At 61.9% G+C, this 26160-nt stretch carries 22 protein-coding genes and 1 riboswitch; of the genes, 15 read left to right on the top strand and 7 right to left on the bottom strand.

All coding sequences use genetic code 11. The features are described from left to right. Positions 1 to 49 precede the first annotated feature (49 nt). Complete coding sequence (locus QU606_RS04240; RefSeq protein ID WP_304998136.1) at positions 50 to 1198, top strand: glycosyltransferase family 4 protein; 1149 nt, start codon at positions 50 to 52, stop codon at positions 1196 to 1198. Next, positions 1195 to 2076 carry a glycosyltransferase gene (locus QU606_RS04235; protein WP_168232236.1) on the top strand — a complete coding sequence of 294 codons (882 nt, stop codon included), beginning with the start codon at positions 1195 to 1197 and terminating at the stop codon, positions 2074 to 2076. Before QU606_RS04240 ends, QU606_RS04235 begins: the two co-directional genes overlap by 4 nt. A 55-nt stretch (positions 2077 to 2131) precedes the next feature. Here the strand turns inward: QU606_RS04235 and QU606_RS04230 are convergent, their stop codons facing one another. Further along, a complete protein-coding gene (locus QU606_RS04230; RefSeq protein WP_168232237.1) occupies positions 2132 to 3988 on the bottom strand; it encodes a bifunctional O-antigen ligase/aminoglycoside phosphotransferase family protein in 1857 nt (618 codons plus the stop codon). A gap of 157 nt (positions 3989 to 4145) precedes the next feature. Between QU606_RS04230 and msbA the strand changes: the two genes are divergently transcribed. From msbA to QU606_RS04215, 3 genes are all read left to right on the top strand, one after another. Then, positions 4146 to 5951, top strand: a complete 1806-nt coding sequence (gene msbA / locus QU606_RS04225; RefSeq protein WP_150292205.1) for a lipid A export permease/ATP-binding protein MsbA — start codon at positions 4146 to 4148, stop codon at positions 5949 to 5951. A 117-nt stretch (positions 5952 to 6068) separates the two neighbouring features. Further along, complete coding sequence (gene hldE / locus QU606_RS04220) at positions 6069 to 7493, top strand: bifunctional D-glycero-beta-D-manno-heptose-7-phosphate kinase/D-glycero-beta-D-manno-heptose 1-phosphate adenylyltransferase HldE (protein ID WP_024073046.1); 1425 nt, start codon at positions 6069 to 6071, stop codon at positions 7491 to 7493. Next, complete coding sequence (locus tag QU606_RS04215) at positions 7486 to 8421, top strand: NAD-dependent epimerase/dehydratase family protein (RefSeq protein WP_193690119.1); 936 nt, start codon at positions 7486 to 7488, stop codon at positions 8419 to 8421. Before hldE ends, QU606_RS04215 begins: the two co-directional genes overlap by 8 nt. A 73-nt stretch (positions 8422 to 8494) precedes the next feature. On the opposite strand, the gene QU606_RS04210 is transcribed toward QU606_RS04215, so the two are convergent. From QU606_RS04210 to QU606_RS04195, 4 genes are all read right to left on the bottom strand, one after another. After that, complete coding sequence (locus tag QU606_RS04210; protein ID WP_024073048.1) at positions 8495 to 9463, bottom strand: hypothetical protein; 969 nt, start codon at positions 9461 to 9463, stop codon at positions 8495 to 8497. Positions 9464 to 9504: 41 nt separating this feature from the next. After that, positions 9505 to 10317, bottom strand: coding sequence for an aldo/keto reductase (locus tag QU606_RS04205; protein WP_024073049.1), 813 nt, complete (start codon positions 10315 to 10317; stop codon positions 9505 to 9507). Next, positions 10314 to 11489 carry an FAD-binding oxidoreductase gene (locus QU606_RS04200; RefSeq protein ID WP_024073050.1) on the bottom strand — a complete coding sequence of 392 codons (1176 nt, stop codon included), beginning with the start codon at positions 11487 to 11489 and terminating at the stop codon, positions 10314 to 10316. Before QU606_RS04200 ends, QU606_RS04205 begins: the two co-directional genes overlap by 4 nt. 86 nt (positions 11490 to 11575) lie before the next feature. Continuing rightward, positions 11576 to 11911: a multidrug efflux SMR transporter gene (locus tag QU606_RS04195; RefSeq protein ID WP_024073051.1), complete on the bottom strand. Its 336-nt coding sequence runs from the start codon at positions 11909 to 11911 to the stop codon at positions 11576 to 11578. A gap of 103 nt (positions 11912 to 12014) precedes the next feature. Here QU606_RS04195 and QU606_RS04190 point away from each other — a divergent pair, with 103 nt between their 5' ends. Beyond that, a complete protein-coding gene (locus QU606_RS04190; RefSeq protein WP_024073052.1) occupies positions 12015 to 12905 on the top strand; it encodes a LysR family transcriptional regulator in 891 nt (296 codons plus the stop codon). A 23-nt stretch (positions 12906 to 12928) separates the two neighbouring features. Next, on the top strand, positions 12929 to 14206 hold the full coding sequence (waaA, locus tag QU606_RS04185) for a lipid IV(A) 3-deoxy-D-manno-octulosonic acid transferase (protein ID WP_024073053.1): 1278 nt from the start codon (positions 12929 to 12931) through the stop codon (positions 14204 to 14206). A 123-nt stretch (positions 14207 to 14329) separates the two neighbouring features. Here the strand turns inward: waaA and QU606_RS04180 are convergent, their stop codons facing one another. Beyond that, positions 14330 to 15769, bottom strand: a complete 1440-nt coding sequence (locus QU606_RS04180) for a TolC family outer membrane protein (protein WP_024073054.1) — start codon at positions 15767 to 15769, stop codon at positions 14330 to 14332. 196 nt (positions 15770 to 15965) lie between these two features. Next, a riboswitch (TPP riboswitch) is annotated at positions 15966 to 16071 on the top strand. A 148-nt stretch (positions 16072 to 16219) separates the two neighbouring features. On the opposite strand from QU606_RS04180, the gene thiC reads away from it, so the two are divergent. Together thiC and cytX are read left to right on the top strand one after the other, a co-directional pair. Further along, positions 16220 to 18124 carry a phosphomethylpyrimidine synthase ThiC gene (gene thiC / locus QU606_RS04175; RefSeq protein ID WP_024073055.1) on the top strand — a complete coding sequence of 635 codons (1905 nt, stop codon included), beginning with the start codon at positions 16220 to 16222 and terminating at the stop codon, positions 18122 to 18124. Positions 18125 to 18304: 180 nt separating this feature from the next. Beyond that, on the top strand, positions 18305 to 19594 hold the full coding sequence (cytX, locus tag QU606_RS04170; protein ID WP_304998135.1) for a putative hydroxymethylpyrimidine transporter CytX: 1290 nt from the start codon (positions 18305 to 18307) through the stop codon (positions 19592 to 19594). On the opposite strand, the gene QU606_RS04165 is transcribed toward cytX, so the two are convergent. Beyond that, positions 19563 to 20309, bottom strand: coding sequence for an RsiV family protein (locus QU606_RS04165; RefSeq protein WP_304998134.1), 747 nt, complete (start codon positions 20307 to 20309; stop codon positions 19563 to 19565). The two genes, cytX and QU606_RS04165, sit on opposite strands and share 32 nt — an antisense overlap. Positions 20310 to 20502: 193 nt before the next feature. On the opposite strand from QU606_RS04165, the gene QU606_RS04160 reads away from it, so the two are divergent. From QU606_RS04160 to QU606_RS04135, 6 genes are all read left to right on the top strand, one after another. Then, positions 20503 to 21120, top strand: a complete 618-nt coding sequence (locus QU606_RS04160) for an NUDIX domain-containing protein (protein ID WP_024073058.1) — start codon at positions 20503 to 20505, stop codon at positions 21118 to 21120. Further along, the gene (locus QU606_RS04155) at positions 21111 to 21560 is read left to right on the top strand and encodes a DUF1249 domain-containing protein (RefSeq protein WP_024073059.1); all 450 of its coding nucleotides are present in this window, start codon (positions 21111 to 21113) and stop codon (positions 21558 to 21560) included. The genes QU606_RS04160 and QU606_RS04155 overlap by 10 nt, the downstream gene beginning before the upstream one ends. Positions 21561 to 21658: 98 nt before the next feature. Continuing rightward, on the top strand, positions 21659 to 22474 hold the full coding sequence (gene cpdA, locus QU606_RS04150) for a 3',5'-cyclic-AMP phosphodiesterase (RefSeq protein ID WP_304998133.1): 816 nt from the start codon (positions 21659 to 21661) through the stop codon (positions 22472 to 22474). A gap of 111 nt (positions 22475 to 22585) precedes the next feature. After that, a complete protein-coding gene (locus tag QU606_RS04145) occupies positions 22586 to 23194 on the top strand; it encodes a YqiA/YcfP family alpha/beta fold hydrolase (RefSeq protein WP_024073061.1) in 609 nt (202 codons plus the stop codon). A 54-nt stretch (positions 23195 to 23248) separates the two neighbouring features. Beyond that, the gene (gene parE / locus QU606_RS04140) at positions 23249 to 25153 is read left to right on the top strand and encodes a DNA topoisomerase IV subunit B (protein ID WP_024073062.1); all 1905 of its coding nucleotides are present in this window, start codon (positions 23249 to 23251) and stop codon (positions 25151 to 25153) included. Continuing rightward, positions 25153 to 26148 (top strand): esterase-like activity of phytase family protein, encoded by a 996-nt coding sequence (locus QU606_RS04135; RefSeq protein WP_024073063.1) that lies wholly within the window; start codon positions 25153 to 25155, stop codon positions 26146 to 26148. The genes parE and QU606_RS04135 overlap by 1 nt, the downstream gene beginning before the upstream one ends. The last annotated feature ends 12 nt before the right edge of the window (positions 26149 to 26160 follow it).

Below are 26160 nucleotides of genomic sequence, written 5' to 3'. Positions count from 1 at the left end.
TTTCGTTGGGCCGCTCGCGCGTAGCGGCCTGATTGCCCCATGGAGTGATATGAAGCCTCGTTTCAAGGTTTTGCAGTTGCAGCCGGACTACAACGTCAAGCTCAATGATTTCGCCGACCTCGGCGAGCAGATCGTCAAGTCGTTGCCGGTCGAGCGTTTCGAGGTCACGTCGGCCTTCCTCAGCGGGCGCCCGCGGCCGGGCCAACCGTTGAGCGTGGCCGCGCACTCCAAGTATTTCGAGTTTCCCGAAAAGGCCCTCAAGGGCATTCGCCTGGGTGCCATGTGGCAAATCTACAAGTACTGCCGCGAGCAGAAGTTCGATGTGGTCATCTGTAACCGTTTCAAGTCGGTGAACATGATGCTGTCGCTCAACCGCTGGTTGAAGATCCCGCTGTGCATCGGCATCTCCCATGGGTTTGGCGAGTACGAGCGGGCTTACCGTCGGCGCCAGACGCGCCGTCTGGTGAGCCCGGCCTGGCGCTTCGTCGGCGTGTCGGCAGCGGTCCGTGACTACCTGGTCGGCCTCAATTGCGGCTTTACCCGCGAGAACACCACCTTCGTCACCAATGCCATCGACATTCCCCAGGCCGAAGCCTTGCAACTGCCCCGCGACCAGGCGCGCCAGGAACTTGGCCTGCCCCTCGATGCACGAATCATCGGCGCCCTGGGGCGCCTGGTGCCGATCAAGGGCCACACGCACCTGTTGCAGGCGTTTGCCCGGCTCAAGGACAAATACCCCAACGCCCAGGTCGGCATCATCGGCTCTGGCCGTGCCGAAGCGGACTTGCGCGCGGACATCGAGCGCCTCGGCCTCACCGGCCGCGCGCACTTGCTGGGCTTTCGTGAAGATGGCCTCAAATACGTGCGTGCCTTCGATATCTGGACCATGCCTTCGTTGCTGGAAGGGCTGGGGCTGGCGCTGCTGGAAGGCATGAGCGGGCGCCTGCCAGTGATTGCCTCCAATGGCCCGGCCATGTTGCCATTGGTGGAGGGGACGGGTGGTTTGTCCCACGAACCCGGCAATGTCGAGCAACTGACAGCCGCCTTGGATACCTACCTGGCGATGAGTGACGAACAATTGCGTGCCAAAGGTGAACAGGTGTTCCGCTACCTGGAAGAAAACCACGCCCTGGCCGAATTCCAACAGAAATACCTGGACTTGATCGAAAGCGGTTTAAAGGAAGTAGGAAGAGCATGACTCAGCAGCAACCCCTGGTCTCGGTGATTATCGCGTCCTACAACCATGGCCGGTACATCGAAGAGAGCATCCTCAGCGTGCTCGCCCAGACGTACCCGAATATCGAACTGCTGGTGGTGGACGACGGCTCCAAGGATGACAGTGTCGAACGTATCCAGCGCCTGCAGGCCGAGCACGGCTTTGATTTCCAGGTACAACAGAACCAGGGGCTGACCGCCACGCTCAACGGCGCCATCGCCCGCGCCAAGGGCAGCCTGATCGCACCGTTCGGCTCCGATGACATCATGCTGCCTGATCGTATTGCCATTCAGGTGGCGTACATGCAGGACAAGCCGAAAGTGGGCATCTGCGCCGGCAACATCGAGCTGATCAATGGCGACGGTCACCTGCACCCGGAGAAGAAACAGCGCCGCGACGTCCCGTTTCGCAGCCTGGATTTCGATGATCTGTTCATGGATCGCAAACCCTTCCCGCCGGCGCCGACCATGCTGATTCGTCGCGAAGCGCTGGAGCAAGTGGGCGGCTTCGATCCGCTGATTCCCCTGGAAGATTTGCTGATCCAGTTGAAGATCACTGCCGCGGGCTACACCATCGACGCCCTCGACGTGGTGATGGCGCGCTATCGCCAGCACGCGAGCAACACCTACAAGAACCACCGCTACATGATCCAGAACATCCTCAAGACCTACGCCAAGTTCAGCGAGCACCCGGCTTATGACGCGGTGCGCTACAACTTCCTGAACTCGATGTTCCTCAAGACCGCCGACCGGGACCGGCCGCTGGCGCGGGAGATCCTCAAGCAGATCCCATTGAAGTTCTGGGGGCGCAAGACCTTGCGTGGCCTGGTGCGTCTGTACCTGATGCCCCTCAGGAACTGAGGCGGCGAGGGGGGTAAAAAAAGGCGACTATCAGCGGTGATAGTCGCCTTTTTTATCAGGCGCTGGGAATCGCCAAAGCCTGCACCTGTGCCCGAATCTTCGCAGTGGCGCCTTGGCTGGCAACGGCCGCATAACCTTTGGCCAACTGTTCGAAGTGAGTCTCGAACAACCAGGCGCGGTCCTGCGGGTAGCGTTGCATATGGCGCAGGTTGCGCTGGCGCAGGGCGTTGCGCAGCGGCGAAGGGAAGATGCGCAGGTCGGCGATATCGATCAGGCCGAACTCACCGTCATCCATCAGCAGCACGTTCCCCAGGTGCAACGAACGGAAGTACACGCCGCGCTCATGCAACTGGGCCATGAACTGGCCGAAGCGCTCGATCAGCGACTCGCGCAGGCTGCTGTCCAGGCTTTGCAGGGCCTGGCGCAGGGTCAGGCCGGGCAGCGGCGAGTAGATCACGGCGCTGCTGCCGTCGTGCAGCCCATACAGGCCAAGAATCTGCGGCGTGGGGATACCCAGGGTACGCAATTGCTCGGCGTTACTGGCAAACCGCTCGGAGTAGGGGTTGAAGCTGCCCGAGGTGTACCAGCGCCGCGGGCGGAAGACCTTGAGGAAACGGCCGTCAGCCAGGCGCAGGACTTTCGGGCCCAGGCCGTCGGCTTCGATGACGTGTGCATGGCTGCACAGTTGCTCGAAGGCGGCTGGCTTGAGGGCTTGTACCGGCATGCGCAGCACGCTGCGACGACGCTGGGCGATGCTCAGGCCGGCGATGAGAGCCAGTGGGATCCACAAGACAAACCAGTGCTCCTTGGGTCGCGACAGGATGCCGCCGCCTTCGGTCAGGCCGGCGCCGATGCCGTACATCAGCAGGGAAGATGCCAGGATAAACAGCGGCTGCGCACGTTCCTTGAAGCCTTTGTACAGGCCCCAGCCGAGCATGAAGATCCACGGGATAAATCCGATGATACCGACGTAATACAACACGCCCAGGGCGAAGCTGTGGGGCTCGCGCAGTTGGAAGCCATCGGCCAGGGTCAGGTACAGCTCCGAATCGTAGCTGTGGCCAATCCACGGGTGTGCGGCGATGCGTTGCAGCGACATGCCCCACAGTTCAAAGCGGAACGAACTGCCCCGGTTGGTGATCAGTTCCGGGTAGAACAGCAGGAGCCCGGCGGCGCCCACGACCATGCCCGCGATCAGCAGTGCCGAGCGGCGATTACGGCTGATAAAGGTCATCCAGAGGATGGCCAGCGTCAGTGCCACCAGTGGCGTGCGCGAACCGGTGGCCAGGACCGTCGCGGTCATGATAGCCAGGGCGGGTACGCTGAACCACAGCACGCTCAGGCGCTGGGTGGTCATGCAGACATACAGCCAGTAAACGCAGAAGAAGCCGAATACGTGGGAACTGAGCAGGGGGTTATCGAGGGCGCCGCGGCCGCCGATCATGCGCATGCCCGGCTCGAAACCCTTGACGAATGCCACGAGGTTGCACAGGCAGACCACCAGTGCGATCACCGCCGCACTGAAGAAAATCGGCTTGAACAGTTCATTGCGGTAATGCAGCAACAGCCCGCAGCCGGCAAACAGCATGAACGTGTGCAGGGGACGCTTGAACAGGTCCGTGTCCGGGTGTTGCTCCGGGCTCCAGAACAGGCTGATCAGGGCCCAGGCGGAAAACACCAGGAATGCGATCGCCAGCGGCTCGCGCAACAGTTCCTTGAATTCCCGCGGGCGCAGGCACAGCAGCAGCAAGGTCGGCGCACTGAACAGGGCGTAGTAGAACTTGTGCAGCACATTGCGATTGGTGACGAAGAACAACGAGCTCAGCAACAACAACAAGCCAATGGGCAAAATCCAGAGAACCAGAAAGTCGAAAACGCGATTTGAGCCATACATCAGGCGCTTGGAGTGCATACGCAAAGCCATTCCAGATTGAGAAAGCCGACCATCTTAAAGTAGTGGCTATATAATGTCGCCGGTTGGATCCAACCGGGTTGTGGGTCATGCCGGGTGCAAGTACAACAGAGAAGCTGTGCTAAAGTCAGCCTCCTTTTTCAAAACGCCGCGTGATATGACCGACTCCAGTCCGAGCGCAAGCCCTTCGAGCTTGAAAATATACTTCCGCCTGCTCAGTTACGTCAGGCCCTACGCGGGCTTGTTCGCGCTGAGTATCGTCGGATTTCTGATTTTCGCGTCGACCCAGCCCATGCTGGGTTACATCCTCAAGTACTTTGTCGACGGCCTTTCCAATCCGGAAGCTGTGCTGTTCCCCAGCGTGCCGTTCCTGCGTGACCTGCAGTTGCTGCAAGCCGTGCCGCTGCTGATCATCCTGATCGCGGCCTGGCAGGGCCTGGGTTCGTTCCTGGGCAACTACCTGCTGGCCAAGGTGTCACTGGGCCTGGTCCATGACCTGCGCGTGCAGTTGTTCAATAACCTGCTGACCCTGCCCAACCGCTATTTCGACAATCACAATTCCGGGCACCTGATTTCGCGCATCACCTTCAACGTGACCATGGTCACGGGGGCGGCGACCGATGCGATCAAGGTGGTGATACGCGAAGGCATGACGGTGATCTTCCTGTTTGCCTCGCTGCTGTTCATGAATTGGCGCCTGACGCTGGTGATGATCGCCATCCTGCCGCTGATCGCGGTGATGGTCAGCACGGCCAGCAAGAAATTCCGCAAGCAGAGCAAGAAGATCCAGGTCGCCATGGGCGACGTCACCCACGTGGCCTCGGAAACCATCCAGGGCTACCGCGTGGTGCGCAGCTTCGGCGGTGAAGTCTACGAGGAAAAGCGCTTCCTCAAGGCCAGCCAGAGCAACACCAACAAACAGTTGAGCATGACCCGCACCGGGGCGATCTACACCCCGGCCCTGCAACTGGTGATCTACACCGCCATGGCGGTGCTGATGTTCCTGGTTCTTTATCTTCGCGGTGACGCGTCGGCCGGTGACATGGTGGCCTACATCACCTTGGCCGGTTTGCTGCCCAAGCCGATCCGCCAGCTTTCGGAAGTCAGCTCGACCATCCAGAAGGGCGTGGCCGGCGCCGAAAGCATTTTCGAGCAGTTGGACGAAGAAGTTGAAGTCGACCGCGGCACCATCGAGCGTGACCATGTCAATGGGCGCCTGGAAGTGCGCAACCTGAACTTCACCTACCCCGGTACCGAGCGCCATGTCCTCAAGGACATCAGCTTTACCGCCGAACCTGGGCAGATGATCGCCCTGGTCGGGCGCTCGGGCAGCGGCAAGTCGACCCTGGCCAGCCTGATCCCGCGTTTCTACCACCATGAAAGCGGGGAAATCCTGCTGGATGGCGTCGAGATCGAAGACTACAAGCTGCTCAACCTGCGCAAGCATATTGCCCAGGTGACCCAGCATGTGACGCTGTTCAGCGACACCGTGAACAACAACATCGCCTACGGCGACCTGGCCGGTGCGCCCCGGGCCGACGTTGAAGCGGCGGCGGCGGATGCCAATGCCAAGGACTTCATCGACCAGTTGCCCAAGGGCTTCGATACCCAGGTCGGCGAAAATGGCGTGCTGCTGTCCGGTGGCCAACGCCAGCGCCTGGCCATTGCCCGTGCCTTGCTGAAGAACGCGCCGCTGCTGATTCTCGACGAGGCCACCTCGGCCCTCGACACCGAGTCCGAGCGGCATATCCAGGCCGCCTTGGACAAGGTCATGCAAGGCCGCACCACTCTGGTGATCGCGCACCGCTTGTCCACCATCGAGAAGGCCGACCTGATCCTGGTGATGGACGACGGTCGCATTGTCGAACGTGGCACCCACAGCGAACTGCTCGCGCAGAATGGCTACTACGCCCGCTTGCATGCCATGGGGCTGGATGCGCCGGTTACTGCTGATATCACCTGATCCTGTGGGAGCCGGCTTGCCTCGACAAGCCGGCGCCCACATTGCAACCCTCCCGCAAACCTCCCGCAACCCTGTGCTAATATCGCGCCCCTGTTCATTTTGTATGTGGGTTGCTCCATGAAGTTGTCCATGCCGCGATTCGATCAAGCCCCTGTCTTGGTGGTCGGCGATGTCATGCTCGACCGTTACTGGCATGGCGGTACCTCACGGATTTCCCCTGAGGCGCCGGTACCGGTAGTCAAGGTCGAGCAAATCGAAGACCGTCCAGGCGGCGCTGCCAACGTTGCCCTTAATATTGCCGCCCTCGGCGCCCCAGCTTCCCTGGTGGGCGTGACCGGCGACGACGAAGCCGCCGACAGCCTGGCCAACAGCCTGCGTGGCGCCGGTGTACGCGCGGTGTTCCAACGCATCGCCCATCAGCCGACGATCGTCAAGTTGCGGGTGATGAGTCGTCACCAGCAATTGCTGCGTATTGATTTTGAAGAACCCTTCGCCACCGACGCCCAGGCCCTCAGCAGCCAGGTCGACGCGTTGCTCGAAGGCATCAAGGTGCTGGTGTTGTCCGACTACGGCAAAGGCGCCTTGAGGAACCACCAGGTACTGATCCAGGCCGCCAAGGCCCGCAACATTCCGGTATTGGCCGATCCCAAGGGCAAGGACTTCTCGATCTATCGGGGCGCCAGCCTGATCACCCCGAACCTCAGCGAGTTCGAAGCCATCGTTGGCGGTTGCGCCGACGAACATGAGCTGGTGAGCAAGGGCGCAACGCTGATGGCCGAGCTTGATTTGGGCGCCTTGCTGGTGACCCGTGGCGAGCACGGCATGACCTTGCTGCGCCCCGACCACCCGGCGATGCACCTGCCGGCACGGGCCCGTGAAGTGTTCGACGTCACCGGCGCCGGTGACACCGTGATTTCCACCCTGGCCGCGTCCATTGCGGCCGGCGAGGAACTGCCCCACGCGGTAGCCCTGGCCAACCTGGCGGCGGGCATCGTGGTCGGCAAGCTGGGGACTGCGGCCATCAGCGCGCCTGAATTGCGCCGGGCGATCCAGCGTTCCGAAGGTTCGGAGCGTGGCGTGCTGACGATCGAGCAATTGCTGCTGGCGATCGACGATGCGCGAGCCCACAACGAAAGCATTGTGTTCACCAACGGTTGCTTCGACATCCTGCACGCCGGCCACGTGACCTACCTGGAGCAGGCGCGCGCCCAAGGCGATCGCCTGATCGTCGCGGTCAACGACGACGCTTCGGTCAGCCGTCTCAAAGGCCCTGGTCGTCCGATCAACAGTGTTGACCGGCGCATGGCGGTGCTCGCTGGCCTGGGCGCGGTAGATTGGGTCATCAGCTTCCCGGAAGCCACGCCTGAGAACCTGCTGGCCCAGGTCAAGCCGGACGTGTTGGTCAAGGGCGGTGATTATTCCGTCGACCAGGTCGTGGGAGCCGATATCGTCAGTGCCTACGGCGGCAAGGTCAAAGTGCTGGGTTTGGTCGAGAACAGCTCGACCACCGCCATCGTCGAGAAGATCCGCAACAATGAGTAACGCTGATAAGCGGGTCCTGATTACCGGGGGGGCGGGCTTTATTGGCTCGCACCTGGTCGATGCCTTGCTCGCCAAGGGTTATGCCGTGCGGGTGCTGGATGACCTGTCCACCGGCAAGCGCAGCAACCTGGCGCTGGACAATCCTCGCGTCGAACTGGTTGAGGGCGATGTCGCTGACGCAGCGCTGGTGGCGCGTGCGGCGGTCGGCGTTTTTGCAGTGGTCCACCTGGCTGCCGTGGCCTCGGTCCAGGCATCGGTGGATGATCCGGTCAGTACGCACCAGAGTAATTTCGTCGGCACCTTGAATGTGTGCGAAGCCATGCGCAAGGCCGGTGTGAAGCGTGTGGTGTTTGCCTCCAGTGCCGCGGTGTATGGCAACAACGGCGAGGGCGCTTCGATTGACGAAGAGACCACCAAGGCACCGCTGACACCCTATGCCTCGGACAAGCTGGCCGGTGAGCACTATTTCGACTTCTACCGCCGCCAGCATGGCCTGGAGCCGGTGATCTTCCGTTTCTTCAATATCTTCGGGCCACGCCAGGATCCGTCCTCGCCGTATTCCGGGGTGATCAGTATCTTCAGTGAGCGTGTGCAACAGGGCGTGCCGATTGCCGTGTTCGGCGACGGTGAGCAAACCCGCGATTTCATGTACGTGGAAGACCTGGTGGACGTGCTGGTGCAGGCTATCGAGGTCGAGGATGCACCGCTGGGGGCGATCAATGTGGGCTGGAACCGAACCACCACGCTCAAGCAGGTGTTGCAGGCGCTGGAAGAGGTGGTTGGCGCGCTGCCGGTTATCACTTACGGGCCGGCGCGCTCGGGGGATATCCGGCATTCGCGGGCGAATAACCAGAGGTTGTTGGCCAACTTCAAACTGCCAGAGCCCACCCCATTGAAGGTAGGGCTCGAGCGGCTGCTTAACGGCTGATCTGATCGAATGTGGGGGCTCGAGGGCTCCCATATTCGTCCTGCTCCATGAAGCGTTCTGCGTTCCTTGGGCGCTAGCGACTGGCCTTTTTCTTCGGCACGATCTTGCGCAGCATCTGCCGCGCCTTGCCGGTCAGGGCTTTCAATTTCGATTCTTTTTCAGGTTGTGACAGGCCTTGCTGCCTGAGCCAATCCTTCCAGCGAATGCGCTCGTCACGCACCACCCAGCCCTCCTGCTGAGCGAAGCTTTCGGCCAGGTACAAACCCCGAGTGCTCGCCGGGTACAGTTGGTCTTTCTTGACCGTGTACAGCTCGGGCAGCGGCTGGCCGTCCTTAAGCGGCATGAGGTACAGGTCCGGACGCTGGCGATCCAGGCGTGCGACCAGTTGGTCGCCTTCCAGTCGTTCATCCACATGGAACAGGCTCAGGGACTTGGCTTCCTTCGGCACTTCCAGGCGCAAGTCATAGATCAGTTGCAGCGACGCCGTGGGCAGGTGCACGTAGGCTCGTGGGCGTTCGATCAATTGGGTTGTCGCACAGCGCACCGGGCGTGCCGCGCCGGACAGTGGGCTGAGGCGAAACGGCAGGGCTTCGCGGTAGTGCAGGGCTGAGGAGTAGGGGGCCGGTAGCCAGGTATCGTTGAAACGTCCGCTCAGCCAGCCTTCGGGGGTTTCCAGCAGGCATTCTTCGGCAATTTCCTGGATGGCGGTGTGCAGCGGCAGGTTCAGTTCATGGGCGGGGACGTAGCCGGAGATCAGCTTGAGCACCACATCGCCCCGATCCTGGCGGCGCTGGCGCACCAGTACCCAGTAATCCTTGTTTTGCCAATGCAGGGTCAGACGCACCGATACCCCGAGGTTCGCCAGTTCCAGGACAAAACGCTCGGGGTCTGCCACCTCGACCGGCTTGCGTCGTTGCAGGGTCTGGGCGAAGTTGAGCGGCATGCCGACGCTCTGGTAACTCAAACCTTCGGGGGTCGCTTCGACGTGCAGCGGCAGTGTCTTGAAGTTGCTGGGGTTTTTTCTTATGAGGGTTCGCGGCATGTCGGCTCCTTCCTGCGACGGGGTCGGCCGCGTCGGCGGCATCAGAGTTGACGAATGACCTGGGCAGCGGTCGCCACGTTATGAGCCAGGTGCAGCGGATTAATGGTCCCGACAATAGCACTGGCGACGCCCGTTTGCGCAAACAACAACATGAAACTGGCGCGAACTGGATCCATTCCAGGCTCCAGGCACACGTGGCCGCTGGCCAAGGCTTTTTTCACCAGGATGCCCTTGCCGTGGACCGCTGCATAATCAATGACGGCTTTCTCGGCCTGTTCGTTCAGATTGTAGGTGACCATCGCACAATCACCCTGTTCCAGGGCCTTCACACCGCCCTCGACAGTTTTGCCGGAGAAGCCGAAACCACGAATCTTGCCTTCGCGTTTCAGCTCGGCCAGGGTCTGGTAGACCTCGCAGTCGTTGAGGATATGCAGGTCATTGCCGTCGGAATGCACCAGCACCAGGTCGATGAAGTCCGTTTCCAGTCGTTTCAGGCTGCGCTCGACCGACATTCGGGTATGGGCCGCGCTGAAATCGTGCCGGGACACGCCTTCCTCGAACTCTTCGCCGACCTTGCTGACAATCACCCAGTCCTGGCGCTGGCCGCGTAACAGCGGGCCCAGGCGTTCTTCACTGCGGCCGTAGGCGGGGGCGGTGTCGATCAGGTTGATGCCCAGTTGGCGGGCTTGGCGTAGCAGCATCCGCGCTTCGTCATCATCTGGAATCTGGAAGCCGCTGGGGTATTTCACCCCTTGGTCGCGGCCCAGCTTGACGGTGCCCAGGCCCAGCGGCGACACCAGCAGGCCGGTGCTGCCCAGGGGGCGATGCAGGTCGTGCAGGGTGGGCAAGGTCATGGCAGCAGTTGCTCCCAGGCGGGTTGGCCGATGGCGGGCTTGGGCAGGTCGGGCAGCGGGGTGGCCGGGCCTGGGTGGATACCGTCGCGCTCCAGAGCGTGGATCACTCGATCGGCGAAGTCCGGCGCCAGGGCCAGTTTGGTCGGCCAGCCCACCAGCAGGTGGCCTTCTTCGGCGAGGAAGGCGTTGTCGGGGCGGCTCAGGCCCGATTGCAGCGGCTCGGCGCGGTCGACGCGCAGGGTGGCCCACTGGGTCTGGCTCATGTCGATCCACGGCAGCAAATGCGCCAGCTCTTTCTGGGCGGTGGCGATTTGCTCTTCAGGCGTGCGCGCCACGCCATCGGCCTCGGCAATTTCGCCGCCCAGGTACCAGACCCAATTGCCATCGGCGGCCGGGTGGGTGGTGACGGTAACGCGCGGCTTGGTACCGCCGCCCAGGCAGTGGGCGTACAGCGGCTTCAACCCTGGGCCTTTGGCGATGATCATGTGCAACGGGCGTGTCTGCATGGCCGGCTGGCTCAGGCCCAGGGCCGCCAGCAACTCTGCAGTGCCGCCGCCGGCACTCAATACGATGCGCTGGGCGCGGATCTCGCGGCCATCGACTTTCAAGCCGATCAATGTGTCGCCTTCGCGCAGCGGTTCGATGTGTTGCCCGGCGAGCAAGCCATCACCGGCCAGTTGCGCCAGGCGTTCGATCAGGCTGGGAACATCGATGACCAATTCCGCCAGGCGATAGACCTTGCCCTTGAAACGGCGGTCTTGCAGGGCCAGCGGCAGATCGTCGCCCTTGACCTGGTCGACACGGCCGCGCACGGCCTTGCTGGCGAAAAAGCTGGTGAGGTTGCCGGCGAGTGTGCCAGGGGACCAGAGGTAATGGGCTTCAGACAGCAGGCGCACGCCGGACAAGTCCAGCTCGCCGTTGCCCGCGAGCGCTTCGCGCCAGCGGCGCGGCATATCGGAAATCGCCTCGGAGGCGCCGGTGAGGGCGCCGTGCAGGGCGTACTTGGCGCCGCCGTGAATGATCCCCTGAGACTTCACGCTCTGCCCGCCACCGAGGGTGGCGCTTTCCACCACCACCGTGGAAAAACCCTGGCGGCGCAGGCGCGCATTGAGCCAGAGGCCGGCAACCCCGGCGCCGACAATCAGAACGTCGGTGGAAATAACGGATGGCATGGGCAACCTCAGTGTTCAAATCAAGTTGCCAAGTATACAGACTCAACGGATCGATCTTTGCCCGGGATCAATATTGGCAGGGGATCTCAGTGGCCGGCGGTTTTCGAGAACAGCTGAATCACCACTACGCCCAACACGATCAAGCCCATCCCGAGCATTGCCGGCAGATCGAGCTTCTGGCCATAGATGAACAGCGCGGCAATGCTGACCATCACAATGCCCATCCCGGCCCAAACCGCGTAGGCCACACCCACGGGGACGGTACGCACCACCAGGGTCAGCATCCAGAAGGCCACGCCGTAGCCCACGATCACCAGCAACAGCGGGATAGGGGTGCTCCAGCCCTTGATGGCTTTCATCGACACGGTGGCGATCACTTCCGAGCAGATGGCAATGGCCAGGTAGTAGTAGGCAGGGTTCATGGGTAGATCCTCGGTGTAGAGCGCACTTGATGATGTCGGTATTTTAGGGCTTCGCTAGATGGGGTAAAGTCATTACCTATCTGGAATGAAGATAGGTTGAGCCATGGGCGTGCAGTGGAATCTGGAGCAGATGCGCTTGTTTGTCAGGGTGGCCGAGCAGCGCTCGTTTTCGGCGGTGGCGCGGGAGCAGCGCAAGGCGCAGTCGGCGGTCAGCAATGGGATCGCCCTGCTGGAGGCGGACTTGGGCGTGAGCCTGTTCGAGCGCAGCAGTGGCCGCCAGCCGCGCCTGACCGAAGCCGGCACGGTGTTGCTCGAAGAAGCGAAGGAGGTCTTGCGCCAGTGCGAACGCCTCAATGGCCGCGCGATGTCGTTGATGCGTGGCGAGGAAGCTTGTCTGCGCCTGGCCCAGGATGAGGCGATGCTCTATCAGCCGGTTCTGGATAGTCTCGATGCCTTGGCTGGACGCTTTCCCAACCTGGAGGTGCAATTGTCCAGCGCGGCCCAGGGGGATGTCGCCCGCAAGCTGGTGGAGCGCAAGGCCGACCTGGGCATGCTGTTTTATCACGACCAGATCCCGGAAGCGTTGGAGCGGCGGGTGGTGGGCAGTGTGGAGATGGTCACGGTGTGCGGTCGCAACCATCCCCTGGCGGCGCAGGCAACCGTGGACTGCCAGCGCCTGGCGCAATTTCGCCAGTTGCTGATGTCGACCCAGACCAGCGTCTATCCCGGCAGCGAGGCCGCCAGCCCGCAGGTGTGGCGTGCCGACAGCTTCTACGTGCTGGCCGAGTGGCTGACCCGTGGCCTGGGCTGGGCGTGGTTGCCCCGGCATGTGGTGCAGTACCCGTCGTACCAGAACCTGATGGTCGAACTGGACAGCGAATGGACGCCACCGGCGTTGGTGGTCGAGCTGGTGTGGCGCCGCGATGAGCCCCTCGGTCCCGCCGCGCGCTTTCTCGCCGAACGTTTTGCCGAGTGCTTGCAGGCGATCGACTGAAAAAGCCGATAAACTCCGCCGCCATGAATAGAACTCTCTACAGCTGTCTGTTTTACCTGGCGCTGCCGTTGGTGGCCTTACGTCTGTGGTTGCGTGCGCGCAAGGCGCCGGCCTATGCCCAGCGCGTGGCCGAGCGGTTTTCCTACGGCTTGCCGGTGATGCAACCCGGCGGGATCTGGGTGCATGCCGTGTCGGTGGGGGAAAGCATCGCCGCCGCGCCGATGATTCGCGGGCTGTTGGCGCGTTATCCACAACTGCCCATCACCGTCACCTGCATGACGCCCACCGGGTCCGAGCGCATCCAGGCGTTGTTCGCCAACGAGCCGCGCATCCAGCATTGCTACCTGCCTTACGATTTGCCCTGTGCGGCCAAGCGTTTTCTTGATCGCGTGCAGCCGAAGCTGGCCGTGATCATGGAAACCGAGCTGTGGCCCAACCATATCCATGCCTGCGCCCAACGCGGTATTCCGGTGGCGCTGGCCAATGCGCGGTTATCGGCGCGTTCGGCCAAGGGGTATGCGCGTTTCGCCAAGCTGACGGCACCGATGCTGGCGCAGATGAGCCTGTTCGCCGTGCAGACGCACACCGAGGCCCAGCGGTTTCTCAGCCTGGGTGCGCGCCCCGAAACCGTAACGGTGACTGGCTCGATCAAGTTCGACCTGACCGTCGACCCCCAATTGCCGGTGCGTGCCGCTGCCCTGCGCGAGCAGTGGGGTGCCACTGAGCGCCCGGTGTGGATCGCCGCCAGTACCCACGAAGGCGAAGATGAAGTGGTGCTCGCCGCCCATCGCCAACTGCTCGAAAGCTACCCCAACGCGTTGCTGATTCTGGTGCCGCGTCATCAGGAACGCTTCGGCCCGATGTTCGAGCTGTGTGGGCAACAGGGGTTTGCCACGGTGCGGCGTTCCAGCGGTGAGCCGGTCACCGCGCAGACCTCGGTGCTGCTCGGTGACACCATGGGCGAATTGCTGTTTCTGTATGCCTTGGCCGACAGCGCTTTCGTCGGTGGCAGCCTGGTGGCGACCGGTGGGCATAATCCGCTGGAACCGGCGGCGCTGGCCAAGCCGGTGATCATGGGCCCCCACGTGTTCAACTTCCTCGAAATTACCGCGATGATGCGCGAAGCGGGTGCGTTGCGGGAGGTGGATGACGCCGAAGGGTTGGCCGAGGCCGTGCGGCAACTGTTCGAGCTGCCGCAGGACGCCCAGCGGATGGCGCAGGCGGGGCTTAAGGTGATGCAGGCCAACCAGGGCGCTTTGAAGCGATTGTTGGATGGCCTTGATCGCCTGATAACTCACTGACGCACTGGCGAGCCAAATGTGGGAGGGGGCTTGCCCCCGATGACGGAGTGTCAGTCAACATGAGTTCACCTGGTACACCGCTATCGGGGGCAAGCCCCCTCCCACAGGGTTTTTACGGTGTGTTCAATTGCCTGGGCGGGCTTTCAACTGCTCGGCAGCCGCCTTGGCCAGGTCCGGCGGCAGGAAGTCCTTGTCCGGGTTGTAGTCGGCCTTGAGGTAGCGCGCCAGGTCCTGCAGGTCCCCTGGGTTCAACGTGCCCGCCGCCTGTTTCAGGCGCAGGTTGTCGAGGATGTAGTCATAGCGGCTGTTGTTGTAGTTGCGCACCGACGCGTAGAGCTGGCGCTGGGCGTCGAGCACGTCGACGATATTGCGCGTACCCACCTGGTAACCGATTTCCGTGGCTTCCACCGCGCTCTGGTTGGAGATGATCGACTGCCGGCGTGCCTGGACCTGTTCCACATCGGTGTTCACTGCGCGGTGCAGGTTGCGCGTATTTTCCACCACCTGGCGGCGCAGGCCTTCGCGTTGCTGCTCGGTCTGGCCGAGGCGCGAATAGGATTCACGCACTTGCGAGCTGGTCAAGCCGCCGCTGTAGAGCGGGATGTTCAGGCGCAGGCCAATGGTACGTTGCGAGACATCGCCACCATAAGGCGTGCCGAAGGCATTCGGGTTACTGAAGCCCAGCGCGTCGTTATCGCCCTTTTCATACTGCGCCACGGCGTCCAGGGTGGGGGCGTGCCCGGCCTTGCGCTGCTTGAGCGTTTCCTCGGCGGCGGTCACCGCATAGTTGCTGGCAAGCAGGTTGAGGTTCTGGCGGCCGGCGGTCTCGACCCAGGCCTTGGCGTCGTTCGGCAGCGGTGGCAACACCGGCAGCGTATGCACAATGCCCTGGATCGAATTGTATTGACGGTTGGTCAGGGTGATCAGCGCTTCGAAGGCGTCATCTACCTGGCGTTGCGCGACGATCCGGTTGGCTCGCGCGGTGTCGTAGCTGGCCTGGGATTGCAGCACATCGGTTTTGTCCGACAGGCCCACGTCGAAGCGTTCGTTGGACTGGTCCAGTTGGCGCTTGAACGCATTTTCTTCGGCCTTTGTCGAGGCCAGGTTGTCCTGGGCACGCAGCACGGCGAAGTAGTTCTCGGCGCTTTGCAGAATCAGGTTCTGTTCGGTGGCCGAGAGTTGCAGCGCCGCCTGTTCGTTGACGGCTTCGGCGGCTTGCAACTGGAACCAGCGGTCGGCACGGAACAAGGGCTGGCTCAAGGTCGCGCGCCAGGAGTGGGCATCGCGGTTGGCGGTGGCGGCCGGGGTGTCGATCTGGGTGCGCACATTATTGATATCGGCACCGGCCGACAAATTCGGTAGCAGGCCGGCGCGGGCCTGGGGCACCACTTCTTTCTGTGCGCCATATTGGGCGCGGGCAGCGGCGAGGTCGGCGTTGTTGTCTACCGCCTCCTGATAGACGCTGACCAGGTCGGTTCTGGCGGACAAGGGCGCTTCAGCTGCCCAGACCATTCCATTGGTCGCACAAGACACGGCAAGAGCCAGTGAGAGTTTGCGCAGCATGAGGCGATCCCTAGTGTGAATATTACGGCTATAATTTAGCGCCCAAGGCTAAAGCTGGCCATTCCTGGCGTCAAGCGTTGAGGCAGCATCCGAGTGTAGTGGCGCAACCACGGCACAACAATCCCGCAAATGCGCCATTCATCACGCTGAATGCACGGCTATTGGCAATTTGCCCCCACCCTGGTCTAGACTGGCCACGTTCTTGTCGGGGTGCCTTGTTAGAAGGCTGAGATCGGTAAATACCGGATCCCGTTGAACCTGATCAGGTTAGCGCCTGCGTAGGGAACAAGATTTCTCGTCACCCGGCGAGTCCTCTTGTGCTTCGTCCGGGATGTTGTTCGACAATCGAACAGCCTTCGTGCACCAAGCACAGCACTGTTTTCAGTGCGTCCATCCGTCACAGGTTCGCTCCGACAAAAATCCACCGCCTGGATAGTTGGAGAGCCCGTGATGAGCACCGAATTAAAAAGCCAAAAATCAAAAAATACCGTGCACTTGAGTGAGTCGGCCAAAGTCGATTCCGGGTCCGTGCAGCCGTTTACCCGCTCGCAAAAAATCTACGTGCCAGGCACTCGCCCGGACATTCGCGTACCGATGCGCGAAATCAGCCTGGACGTCACACCCACCGATTTCGGCGGTGAAATCAATGCGCCCGTGGTGGTCTACGACACCTCCGGCCCCTACACCGACCCCAACGTCATCATCGACGTGCGCAAAGGCCTGGGCGATGTGCGCTCGCCGTGGATCGAGTCCCGGGGCGATACCGAGCGCCTGTCCGGCCTGAGCTCGCACTTCGGTCAGCAGCGCCTGAACGATGCCGAGCTGACCGCCCTGCGCTTTGCCCACGTGAAGAACCCGCGTCGCGCCAAGGCCGGCGCCAACGTCACCCAGATGCATTACGCGCGCAAAGGCATCATCACCGCCGAGATGGAATACGTCGCCATCCGCGAAAACATGAAGCTTGAAGAAGCCCGCGCCAGTGGCCTGCTCGACCAGCAACACGCCGGCCACAGCTTCGGCGCCAGCGTGCCGAAAATCATCACTCCGGAATTCGTGCGCGAAGAAATCGCCCGTGGTCGCGCAATCATTCCAGCCAACATCAACCACACCGAACTGGAACCGATGATCATCGGCCGTAACTTCCTGGTGAAGATCAACGGCAACATCGGCAACAGCGCCTTGGGTTCGTCCATCGAAGAAGAAGTGGCGAAACTGACCTGGGGCATTCGTTGGGGCTCGGACACGGTGATGGACTTGTCCACCGGCAAGCACATCCACGAAACCCGCGAATGGATCATTCGCAACTCGCCGGTGCCGATCGGTACCGTGCCGATCTACCAGGCCCTGGAAAAAGTCGGTGGCGCCGCTGAAGACCTGACCTGGGAGCTGTTCCGCGACACCCTGATCGAACAGGCCGAGCAAGGCGTCGACTACTTCACCATCCACGCCGGGGTGTTGCTGCGCTACGTACCACTGACCGCCAAGCGTGTCACCGGCATCGTCTCCCGTGGCGGTTCGATCATGGCCAAGTGGTGCCTGGCGCACCATAAAGAGAACTTCACCTACACGCATTTCGACGAAATCTGCGAAATCATGAAGGCCTATGACGTCAGCTTCTCCCTGGGCGATGGCTTGCGTCCGGGTTCGATTGCCGACGCCAACGACGCCGCGCAATTCGGCGAGCTGGAGACCCTTGGCGAACTGACCAAGATCGCCTGGAAGCACGATGTGCAAACCATGATCGAAGGCCCCGGCCACGTGCCGATGCAATTGATCAAGGAAAACATGGACAAGCAACTCGAGTGCTGCGACGAGGCGCCGTTCTATACCCTCGGCCCGCTGACCACCGACATCGCACCCGGCTACGACCACATTACATCGGGCATCGGTGCGGCAATGATCGGCTGGTTCGGTTGCGCCATGCTCTGCTACGTCACGCCCAAGGAACACCTGGGCCTGCCGAACAAGGATGATGTGAAGACCGGGATCATCACCTACAAGATCGCCGCCCATGCAGCCGATCTCGCGAAAGGTCATCCGGGTGCGCAAATCCGCGATAACGCCTTGAGCAAGGCGCGCTTCGAGTTCCGTTGGGAAGACCAGTTCAACCTCGGCCTCGATCCGGACACCGCACGGTCCTATCACGATGAAACCCTGCCGAAGGACTCGGCCAAGGTCGCGCATTTCTGCTCGATGTGCGGGCCGAAGTTCTGCTCGATGAAAATCACCCAGGAAGTGCGTGAGTACGCGGCCAACCAGCGCATTGACGCGGTGGATGTGGACGTGGCCAAGGGCCTGGCCGAGCAGGCGGAGCGGTTCAAGCAGGAAGGCAGCCAGCTTTATAAGAAGGTCTGATCCAGAGACGGCGGTGCCTGTACCGCCGTCATCGGGGCGGTGTGACGACTCGACAAGCCCCCTCCCACATATTGACTGAGCCATACACAGTTTTTGTGTTCACAGCCGATCCAATGTGGGAGGGGGCTTGCCCCCGATTGCAATCTCCCTGACAACAAGTGCCCCTCAGAGATAACACCCTTGAGCATTCAACCGAGTACCTATTCCCCGGACATCGCGGTCCCCGCTGACAAGCGCGTGTTCGGCGCCCGCGACCTGTTCTCCTTGTGGTTCTCCCTCGGCATCGGCCTGATGGTCCTGCAAACCGGCGCGTTGCTCGCGCCGGGCCTGGGGTTGTCCGGCGCATTGCTGGCGATTTTTCTCGGCACGCTGGCCGGCGTGCTGTTGCTGGCCGCCGTCGGCGTGATCGGCAGCGACACCGGGCTGTCCGCCATGGCCGCCCTCAAGCTCAGCCTCGGTGCCAAGGGCGCCAGCCTGCCGGCGCTGTTGAACCTGCTGCAACTGATTGGCTGGGGTTCGTTTGAAATCATCGTCATGCGCGATGCCGCGAGCTTGTTGGGTGTGCGGGCTTTCAGCGACGCCAGCCTGCTGGCGAGCCCGTTGCTGTGGACGCTGTTTTTCGGTGGCCTGGCGACCCTGCTGGCCGTCAGCGGCCCGTTGACCTTCGTGCGGCAGATCTTGCGCAAGTGGGGGATCTGGCTGTTGCTCGGCGCGTGCCTGTGGCTGACCTGGAACCTCTTCGCCAAAGCCGACCTTGCCGCCCTCTGGGCCCAGGCCGGTGACGGATCGATGCCGTTTGCCGTGGGCTTTGATATTGCGATCGCCATGCCGTTGTCGTGGCTGCCGCTGATTGCCGATTATTCGCGCTTCGGCAAACGCGCCAAGAGCGTGTTCGGCGGTACGGCGCTGGGCTTCTTCATTGGCAACTTCTGGCTGATGAGCCTCGGTGTGGCCTACACCCTGGCCTTTGCGCCAAGCGGGGAGGTCAACGCACTGCTGCTGGCCTTGGCCGGAGCGGGCCTGGGCATTCCGCTGCTACTGATCCTATTGGATGAGTCGGAAAACGCCTTTGCCGATATTCATTCGGCGGCAGTGTCCAGCGGGATTCTGTTGCGCTTGAAAGTCGAACACCTGGCGCTGGCGATCGGCGTGCTCTGCACCTTGATCGCCTGCTTTGCGCCGTTGGCGCAGTACCAGAACTTCCTGCTGTTGATCGGCTCGGTATTCGCGCCGCTCTTTGGCGTGGTACTGGTCGATCATTTCATCCTGCGCCGCCGCGGCCAGGGCGCTGTGGCTTCGCTGCGTTGGCCGGCGTTGTTGGCGTGGCTGGGGGGCATTGCGACTTACCATCTGCTCGCCAACCTGTATCCGGATGTCGGCGCGACCCTGCCGGCGCTGGTGCTGGCAGGGCTGTTGCAGTTCATCCTGGGCCGGGCCTTCAGCGGCGTACGGGAACCAGCTCAGGCTTGAGGATGCCGTCCAGGCGCGAGTAGGGAATCTGCAACTCGACGTGGCCCAGGGCGTACGGCGCGATGGTGGTGGTAGGGTACTTGAGGGTCACGCCGCCGTAGGTCAGCGCCACGTTCGGGGTTTTCTGGAAGGGATAGCTTTTGACGAACTCCGGCTCCAGGCTCAGGCGCGTACTGATCAGCCAGCTGTTGTGGGCCACCTGGGCGGCTTTCCAGAATGCGTCTTCCTTGCCTGGCAGCAGCATGTCGGTCAACTTCAGGGCCTTTTGCTGCGGACGCGAATAGTTGATGAACGCGCGGCCCGGTTCGCCGTGGGTGACGCCCTGGTCCAGGTAGCTGGACAACTCGATGATCACCAAGCCGTCATGCTGCTCGCGTACCTTGGCCTGCAAATACATGTTGTTGCCGGGGGCAGCCGTCTGCAGGAATTGCTCGCTGTACGTCGCCAGGCTCGTCGGCAGCGGGTCGCTGGGCTTGGTACGGGTCATCTCCAGCAGGCGCTGTTCGATCAGCGCATCCAGCTTGGGTTCTTTGGCGAAGTGCACGGTGTCGATGTTCACCAGTGGGCAATCGGCGCTGGCGCAGCCCGGCTTGCTTTGTTCGCTGGCGTCACGGGTGGCTTCCAGCGGGGTCCGATAGCTGGGTTGAAACAGGCTCTGGCAGGCGCCGAGGGTCAAGGCGATACAGGCCACGGAGGCGATTTTTAAAAGCGACATGTATGTTCTTCGTCCGTCGATTAAGAGCGAAATTCGTGGACCTTCGACTACCGGCAGGCCAGTCAGTTCGCCACTAAGATTATTAGAGTGAGTTTGACGCCCGCCGTCTATCCCGGCAACTGGAAAGGGGCTGCACCTACGGGCAGGACCGCGTTAGGATGGCGCGAATTGCACGGGCATAACGAGGAAGGATATGACGGACATCGCGAAATCGACGCCGAGCAAAATCGAAATTGTTCAGCGCGACAATGCTTACCAGGGCTTCTACAAACTCGATCGGGTGCAGTTGCGCCACGAAAAGTTCGACGGTGGCATGAGCCGGGTGATCAATCGCGAAGTTTTCGTGCGCCATGATGCCGTGTGCGTGCTGCCTTACGACCCGCAGCGCGATGAGGTGGTCTTGATCGAGCAGTTTCGCGTCGGCGCCATGGGCCGTACCGACAACCCGTGGCTGGTGGAAATGGTCGCTGGCCTGATCGACAAGGATGAACAGCCGGAGGAGGTTGCACACCGCGAAGCCGAGGAGGAAGCTGGGCTGACATTCTCCTCGTTGTGGCCGATCACCAAATATTTCCCGTCGCCGGGTGGCAGTACCGAATTTGTCCACTTGTACCTGGGCCGCTGCGACAGTGCGGGGGCGGGTGGCGTGCATGGATTGGAAGAAGAGGCAGAAGATATTCGTGTCACCACCTGGGCTTTCGAGGATGCCTTGCAAGCGGTGCGTGATGGCAGGATATCCAATGCGCCCAGCATTATTGCCCTGCAATGGTTAGCGCTCAATCGCGCGGAAGTGAGGGGGTTATGGCAGTAAAGGCACGGGAACGTTATCGAGTTGACCTGATCGGGCTGCAAGCAGCTTGCGAGGCCAACTATGCGCGGCTGATGCGCTTGCTCCCCGATATGCGTCATTCCCCCGAGGCGCGGCGAATCGGCGTGACCCATGGCGACCAGATGCTCGGCGTGCTCGCCCTGGAAGTCATCGTCAACTGCCCGTACACCACCACCCTGCGCGTGCGCCAGGAGCACAGCCTGCCCTGGCTGCCGGTGCCGCAGCTGGAAGTGCAGGTGTACCACGATGCCCGGATGGCCGAAGTGATCAGCGCCGAACATGCGCGGCGCTTTCGCAGCATCTACCCTTACCCCAATGTGTTCATGCACCAGCCCGATGAGAAAGCACAGCTCAATGTGTTCCTCGGTGAATGGTTGAGCCACTGCCTGGCCTTGGGCCATGAGTTCGAAGTCGTGCGATAGATGTGAACTGCGTCTGCTTCCTTAGGTTTCCTCTTTGCGTCCTGCCCCAGCATAATCGCCCCAACTATCCATTCCTGTGATTGCCTTGGGAGAGCGCCTTGCCGAGCGTATCCACCTTGAACCCCGATGCGCCGACGTTGCTGGTGCAGTTGTCCGACAGCCACCTGTTTGCCGAGGCCGACGCTGTGTTGCTGGGCATGAACACCCGCGACAGCTTGCAACGGGTGATCGACTTGGTGCGTGAGCAACAGCCCCGGATCGATTTGCTGTTGGCCACCGGGGACCTGTCCCAGGACGGTACGCTGGCGTCCTATCAGCAATTTCGCGAGATGACGGCGCCTTTTGGGGTTCCGGCACGCTGGATTCCCGGCAACCACGATGAGCCGCAGGTCATGGCCCACGCGGCGGTGCACAGTGATTTACTGGAACCGGTGGTGGATATCGGCCATTGGCGCATCACCCTGCTGGACTCCGCCGTGCCGGGCTCGGTGCCTGGGTACTTGCAGGACCAGCAACTGCAACTATTGGCCCAAGCCTTGAGTGAAGCGCCGAACCGCCATCACCTGGTGTGTTTCCACCATCACCCGGTACCCATCGGTTGTGCGTGGATGGAGCCCATCGGCTTGCGCAACCCCGAGGCTCTGTTTGCCGTGCTCGACCGCTTCCCGCAGGTCAGGGCGGTGCTCTGGGGCCATGTGCACCAGGAAGTCGACCGTGAGCGCAATGGCGTGCGCCTGTTGGCGTCACCGTCCACCTGCATCCAGTTCGCGCCGGGCAGCGAGGATTTCAATGTCAGCGAAGAGGCCCCAGGCTATCGCTGGCTGCGCCTGCACGCCGATGGGCGGTTGGAAACCGGGGTGGAGCGGGTGAAAAATTTTGCCTTTACCGTGGATTACGGCAGCAACGGCTATTAAAGGCTGCGAACACTGATCAGACATGTGGGGAGAGGGCTGGATGATCGGCTGCTCACACCACCCCGATCCCTGTAAACTGCGCCTTTTTCGCGCAAGCACGGAGAGCCCGGCATGTCCGCTTCGATCCTGTATATCCACGGCTTCAACAGCGCGCCCGCGTCCAACAAGGCCTGCCAGTTGATCCGCGTGATGGACAACCTCGGCCTGGCCGGCCAACTGCGCGTGCCGGCCCTGCATCACCACCCCCGCCAGGCGATCCCGCAGTTGGAGGCGGCCATCCGCGAACTGGGGCGGCCACTGCTGGTCGGCAGCTCGCTCGGCGGCTACTATGCAACCCATCTTGCCGAACGCCATGGTCTCAAGGCGCTGCTGGTCAACCCGGCGGTCAGCCCGCATCGGATGTTCGACGGTTACCTGGGCACCCAGAAGAACCTCTATACCGATGAAACCTGGGAGCTGACCCACGACCACGTCACGGCGCTGGCCGAGCTTGAGGTCCCGGCGCCCCAGGATGCCGCGCGTTATCAAGTGTGGTTGCAGACCGGGGATGAAACCCTGGATTATCGCCTCGCCCAGCAGTATTACCGGGCGTGTGCCCTGCGCATCCAGGCCGGCGGCGACCATGGTTACCAGGGCTTTGCCCAGCAATTGCCGGCCTTGTTGAGCTTTGCCGGCATTGGCGCAGATCAGTATCAATCCTTCGATTTCGCGGCACTGTAATTGCTTTGGAAATCCCAGGTTACTTTTTAATCGAACGACTCACGACGAGACCCCATGGCCACTCCCAGCGCTAGCTCTTATAACGCCGACGCCATCGAAGTCCTCTCGGGCCTCGACCCGGTGCGCAAACGCCCCGGCATGTACACCGACACCAGTCGGCCGAACCACCTTGCCCAGGAAGTCATCGACAACAGCGTCGACGAAGCCTTGGCCGGGCACGCCAAGTCGGTGCATGTCATTCTCCACGCTGACCACTCCCTGGAAGTGTCCGACGACGGTCGTGGCATGCCGGTGGACATTCACCCGGAAGAGGGTGTGTCGGGCGTAGAACTGATCCTCACCAAGCTGCACGCCGGGGGTAAGTTCTCCAACAAGAACTACCAGTTCTCCGGTGGCTTGCACGGCGTGGGTATTTCCGTGGTCAACGCCTTGTCCACGTTGGTACGGGTCAAGGTCAAGCGCGACGGCAACGAGTACGAGATGACCTTCGCCGATGGCTACAAAGCCAGCGAATTGCAGGTGATCGGCACCGTTGGCAAGCGCAATACCGGCACCAGCGTGTACTTCGCGCCGGACCCGAAATACTTCGATTCGCCAAAATTCTCCATCAGCCGCCTCAAGCACGTGCTCAAGGCCAAGGCCGTGTTGTGCCCGGGCCTGCTGGTCACCTTTGAAGACAAGGGTACCGGCGAGAAAGTCGAGTGGCACTACGAAGACGGCCTGCGTTCCTACCTGGAAGATTCCGTCAGCGATTTCGAACGCCTGCCCAACGAGCCGTTCTGCGGCAGCCTGGCCGGTAATAAAGAAGCCGTCGACTGGGCGCTGCTGTGGTTGCCCGAGGGCGGTGACAGCGTGCAGGAAAGCTACGTCAACCTGATCCCAACCGCCCAGGGCGGCACCCACGTCAACGGTTTGCGCCAAGGCTTGCTGGATGCCATGCGCGAATTCTGCGAATACCGCAGCCTGTTGCCGCGCGGCGTGAAGCTGGCGCCGGAAGACGTGTGGGAGCGCATCGCGTTCGTGCTGTCGATGAAAATGCAGGAGCCGCAATTCTCCGGCCAGACCAAAGAGCGCCTGTCGTCCCGTGAAGCGGCAGCGTTTGTCTCCGGGGTGGTCAAGGATGCCTTCAGCCTGTGGCTCAACGAACACCCGGAATTGGGCCTGGCCCTGGCCGAGCTCGCAATCAACAATGCCGGCCGCCGCCTGAAAGCCAGCAAGAAAGTCGAGCGCAAGCGCATCACCCAAGGCCCGGCACTGCCCGGCAAGTTGGCTGATTGCGCCGGGCAGGACCCGATGCGCTCAGAGCTGTTCCTGGTGGAGGGCGACTCCGCCGGCGGTTCCGCCAAGCAAGCGCGGGATAAGGAATTCCAGGCGATCCTGCCGTTGCGCGGCAAGATCCTCAACACCTGGGAAGTCGATGGCAGTGAAGTCCTGGCCAGCCAGGAAGTGCACAACATCGCCGTGGCCATTGGCGTCGATCCGGGCGCGGCGGACATGAGCCAACTGCGCTACGGCAAGATCTGCATCCTCGCCGACGCCGACTCCGACGGTCTGCACATCGCAACCCTGTTGTGCGCGTTGTTTGTGCAGCACTTCCGCCCGTTGGTGGATGCCGGTCACGTCTACGTCGCCATGCCGCCGCTGTACCGGATCGACCAGGGCAAGGAGATTTTCTATGCCCTGGACGAGGCCGAGCGCGATGGCATCCTCGACCGCCTGGTGGCCGAGAAGAAACGCGGCAAGCCACAGGTCACGCGATTCAAGGGCCTGGGTGAAATGAACCCGCCGCAACTGCGTGAAACCACCATGGACCCGAACACCCGGCGCCTGGTGCAGTTGACCCTGGAAGACTTCGACGCCACATCGGAAATGATGGACATGCTGCTGGCGAAGAAACGCGCGCCAGACCGCAAGTCCTGGCTGGAGTCCAAGGGCAACCTGGCCGAGGTGTTGGGCTGATGCGCACAGGTTTCGCCCTGGCGATCCTGATGTTGAGCGGGCTGGCGGCCACCCCGGTGGTGGCCGCGCCCGTGGCTGAGCTCAAGCTGGTGTCCGAACACCCGGTAGAGGGCATGCGCGGCGGTAACCTGTCAGGCCTGGCGCTGTGTGGCAAGGAGCTATGGACGGTTTCCGACCGTGATGACGACCGGATCTACCGCCTCGATATCAGCGCGTCGACCTGGCAGGCCGAAACCGTGAAGATTGACGTGCCGCCAGTGCCCGAGTCCGGCTTGCCCTGGGGCTTGCGCTCGCGCACCAAGGCCGCTTCATTCATTCGCGGCGGCGACCTGGACTTTGAAGGCATCACCTGCGATGCCGCGGGCAACCGCTACATTGTCAGCGAAGCCCATGCGGCGGTGTTGCAAGTGCCGGTAACCGGTGAGCCGCAATGGTTGAAAATCGCCCCCGGCATGGTGCGCGAAGCCCGCGCCAGTGGCATGTTGCTGCATTTCAATGCCCTGTTTGAAGGCTTGGCGGTCAACCCGGAAGGCAGCCAGATCTGGTTGGCTGCGGAGCGTGAACGGCGAGGCCTGATTTCCATCAAGCGGCCGCAAAGCCTTTGGGATTGTGACGGCCCCTGCGTGTTGTTGAGCGAGGCTGGCCAGGAAATGCAACCGGCCAAATTCCCCAACGCCAAGGCGGTGTCCAAGGATTTTGCCGACCTGGCGCTATTTGGCGGCAAGCTGTTTACTCTGGAGCGTAATGCGTTCCAGATTTGCCGGCGCGATGCGGTCACGGCCAAGGTCGAGCTGTGCTGGTCATTTGCCGACGAGACTCTGACGCCCGAGCGCCGCTATGCCCAGCCCTACGGCCTGGCCGAAGCCCTGGTGGTGGATACGGACGGTGCGTGGATTGGTATCGACAATAATTTCGGCCCGCGTGCCGATGGTGAAAAACGCCCCGTGGTCTATCGTTTCGCCGCCCCTGCCGGCGGTTGGAGCGCCAAGCCATGAGCCCCCGCTTTT

The sequence above is a fragment of the Pseudomonas sp. OVF7 genome (assembly GCF_030644265.1).
Lineage (GTDB): Bacteria > Pseudomonadota > Gammaproteobacteria > Pseudomonadales > Pseudomonadaceae > Aquipseudomonas > Aquipseudomonas gorinensis.
This window is presented reverse-complemented; position numbering and strand designations above follow the sequence as displayed.

Excerpts from the sequence above, each read along its gene's own strand:
- QU606_RS04240 (WP_304998136.1), top strand. The coding sequence starts at position 50 with ATGAAGCCTCGTTTCAAGGTTTTGCAGTTGCAGCCGGACTACAACGTC.
- QU606_RS04235 (WP_168232236.1), top strand. The coding sequence starts at position 1,195 with ATGACTCAGCAGCAACCCCTGGTCTCGGTGATTATCGCGTCCTACAAC.
- QU606_RS04230 (WP_168232237.1), bottom strand. The coding sequence starts at position 3,988 with ATGCACTCCAAGCGCCTGATGTATGGCTCAAATCGCGTTTTCGACTTT.
- msbA (WP_150292205.1), top strand. The coding sequence starts at position 4,146 with ATGACCGACTCCAGTCCGAGCGCAAGCCCTTCGAGCTTGAAAATATAC.
- hldE (WP_024073046.1), top strand. The coding sequence starts at position 6,069 with ATGAAGTTGTCCATGCCGCGATTCGATCAAGCCCCTGTCTTGGTGGTC.
- QU606_RS04215 (WP_193690119.1), top strand. The coding sequence starts at position 7,486 with ATGAGTAACGCTGATAAGCGGGTCCTGATTACCGGGGGGGCGGGCTTT.
- QU606_RS04210 (WP_024073048.1), bottom strand. The coding sequence starts at position 9,463 with ATGCCGCGAACCCTCATAAGAAAAAACCCCAGCAACTTCAAGACACTG.
- QU606_RS04205 (WP_024073049.1), bottom strand. The coding sequence starts at position 10,317 with ATGACCTTGCCCACCCTGCACGACCTGCATCGCCCCCTGGGCAGCACC.
- QU606_RS04200 (WP_024073050.1), bottom strand. The coding sequence starts at position 11,489 with ATGCCATCCGTTATTTCCACCGACGTTCTGATTGTCGGCGCCGGGGTT.
- QU606_RS04195 (WP_024073051.1), bottom strand. The coding sequence starts at position 11,911 with ATGAACCCTGCCTACTACTACCTGGCCATTGCCATCTGCTCGGAAGTG.
- QU606_RS04190 (WP_024073052.1), top strand. The coding sequence starts at position 12,015 with ATGGGCGTGCAGTGGAATCTGGAGCAGATGCGCTTGTTTGTCAGGGTG.
- waaA (WP_024073053.1), top strand. The coding sequence starts at position 12,929 with ATGAATAGAACTCTCTACAGCTGTCTGTTTTACCTGGCGCTGCCGTTG.
- QU606_RS04180 (WP_024073054.1), bottom strand. The coding sequence starts at position 15,769 with ATGCTGCGCAAACTCTCACTGGCTCTTGCCGTGTCTTGTGCGACCAAT.
- thiC (WP_024073055.1), top strand. The coding sequence starts at position 16,220 with ATGAGCACCGAATTAAAAAGCCAAAAATCAAAAAATACCGTGCACTTG.
- QU606_RS04165 (WP_304998134.1), bottom strand. The coding sequence starts at position 20,309 with ATGTCGCTTTTAAAAATCGCCTCCGTGGCCTGTATCGCCTTGACCCTC.
- QU606_RS04160 (WP_024073058.1), top strand. The coding sequence starts at position 20,503 with ATGACGGACATCGCGAAATCGACGCCGAGCAAAATCGAAATTGTTCAG.
- QU606_RS04155 (WP_024073059.1), top strand. The coding sequence starts at position 21,111 with ATGGCAGTAAAGGCACGGGAACGTTATCGAGTTGACCTGATCGGGCTG.
- QU606_RS04145 (WP_024073061.1), top strand. The coding sequence starts at position 22,586 with ATGTCCGCTTCGATCCTGTATATCCACGGCTTCAACAGCGCGCCCGCG.
- parE (WP_024073062.1), top strand. The coding sequence starts at position 23,249 with ATGGCCACTCCCAGCGCTAGCTCTTATAACGCCGACGCCATCGAAGTC.
- QU606_RS04135 (WP_024073063.1), top strand. The coding sequence starts at position 25,153 with ATGCGCACAGGTTTCGCCCTGGCGATCCTGATGTTGAGCGGGCTGGCG.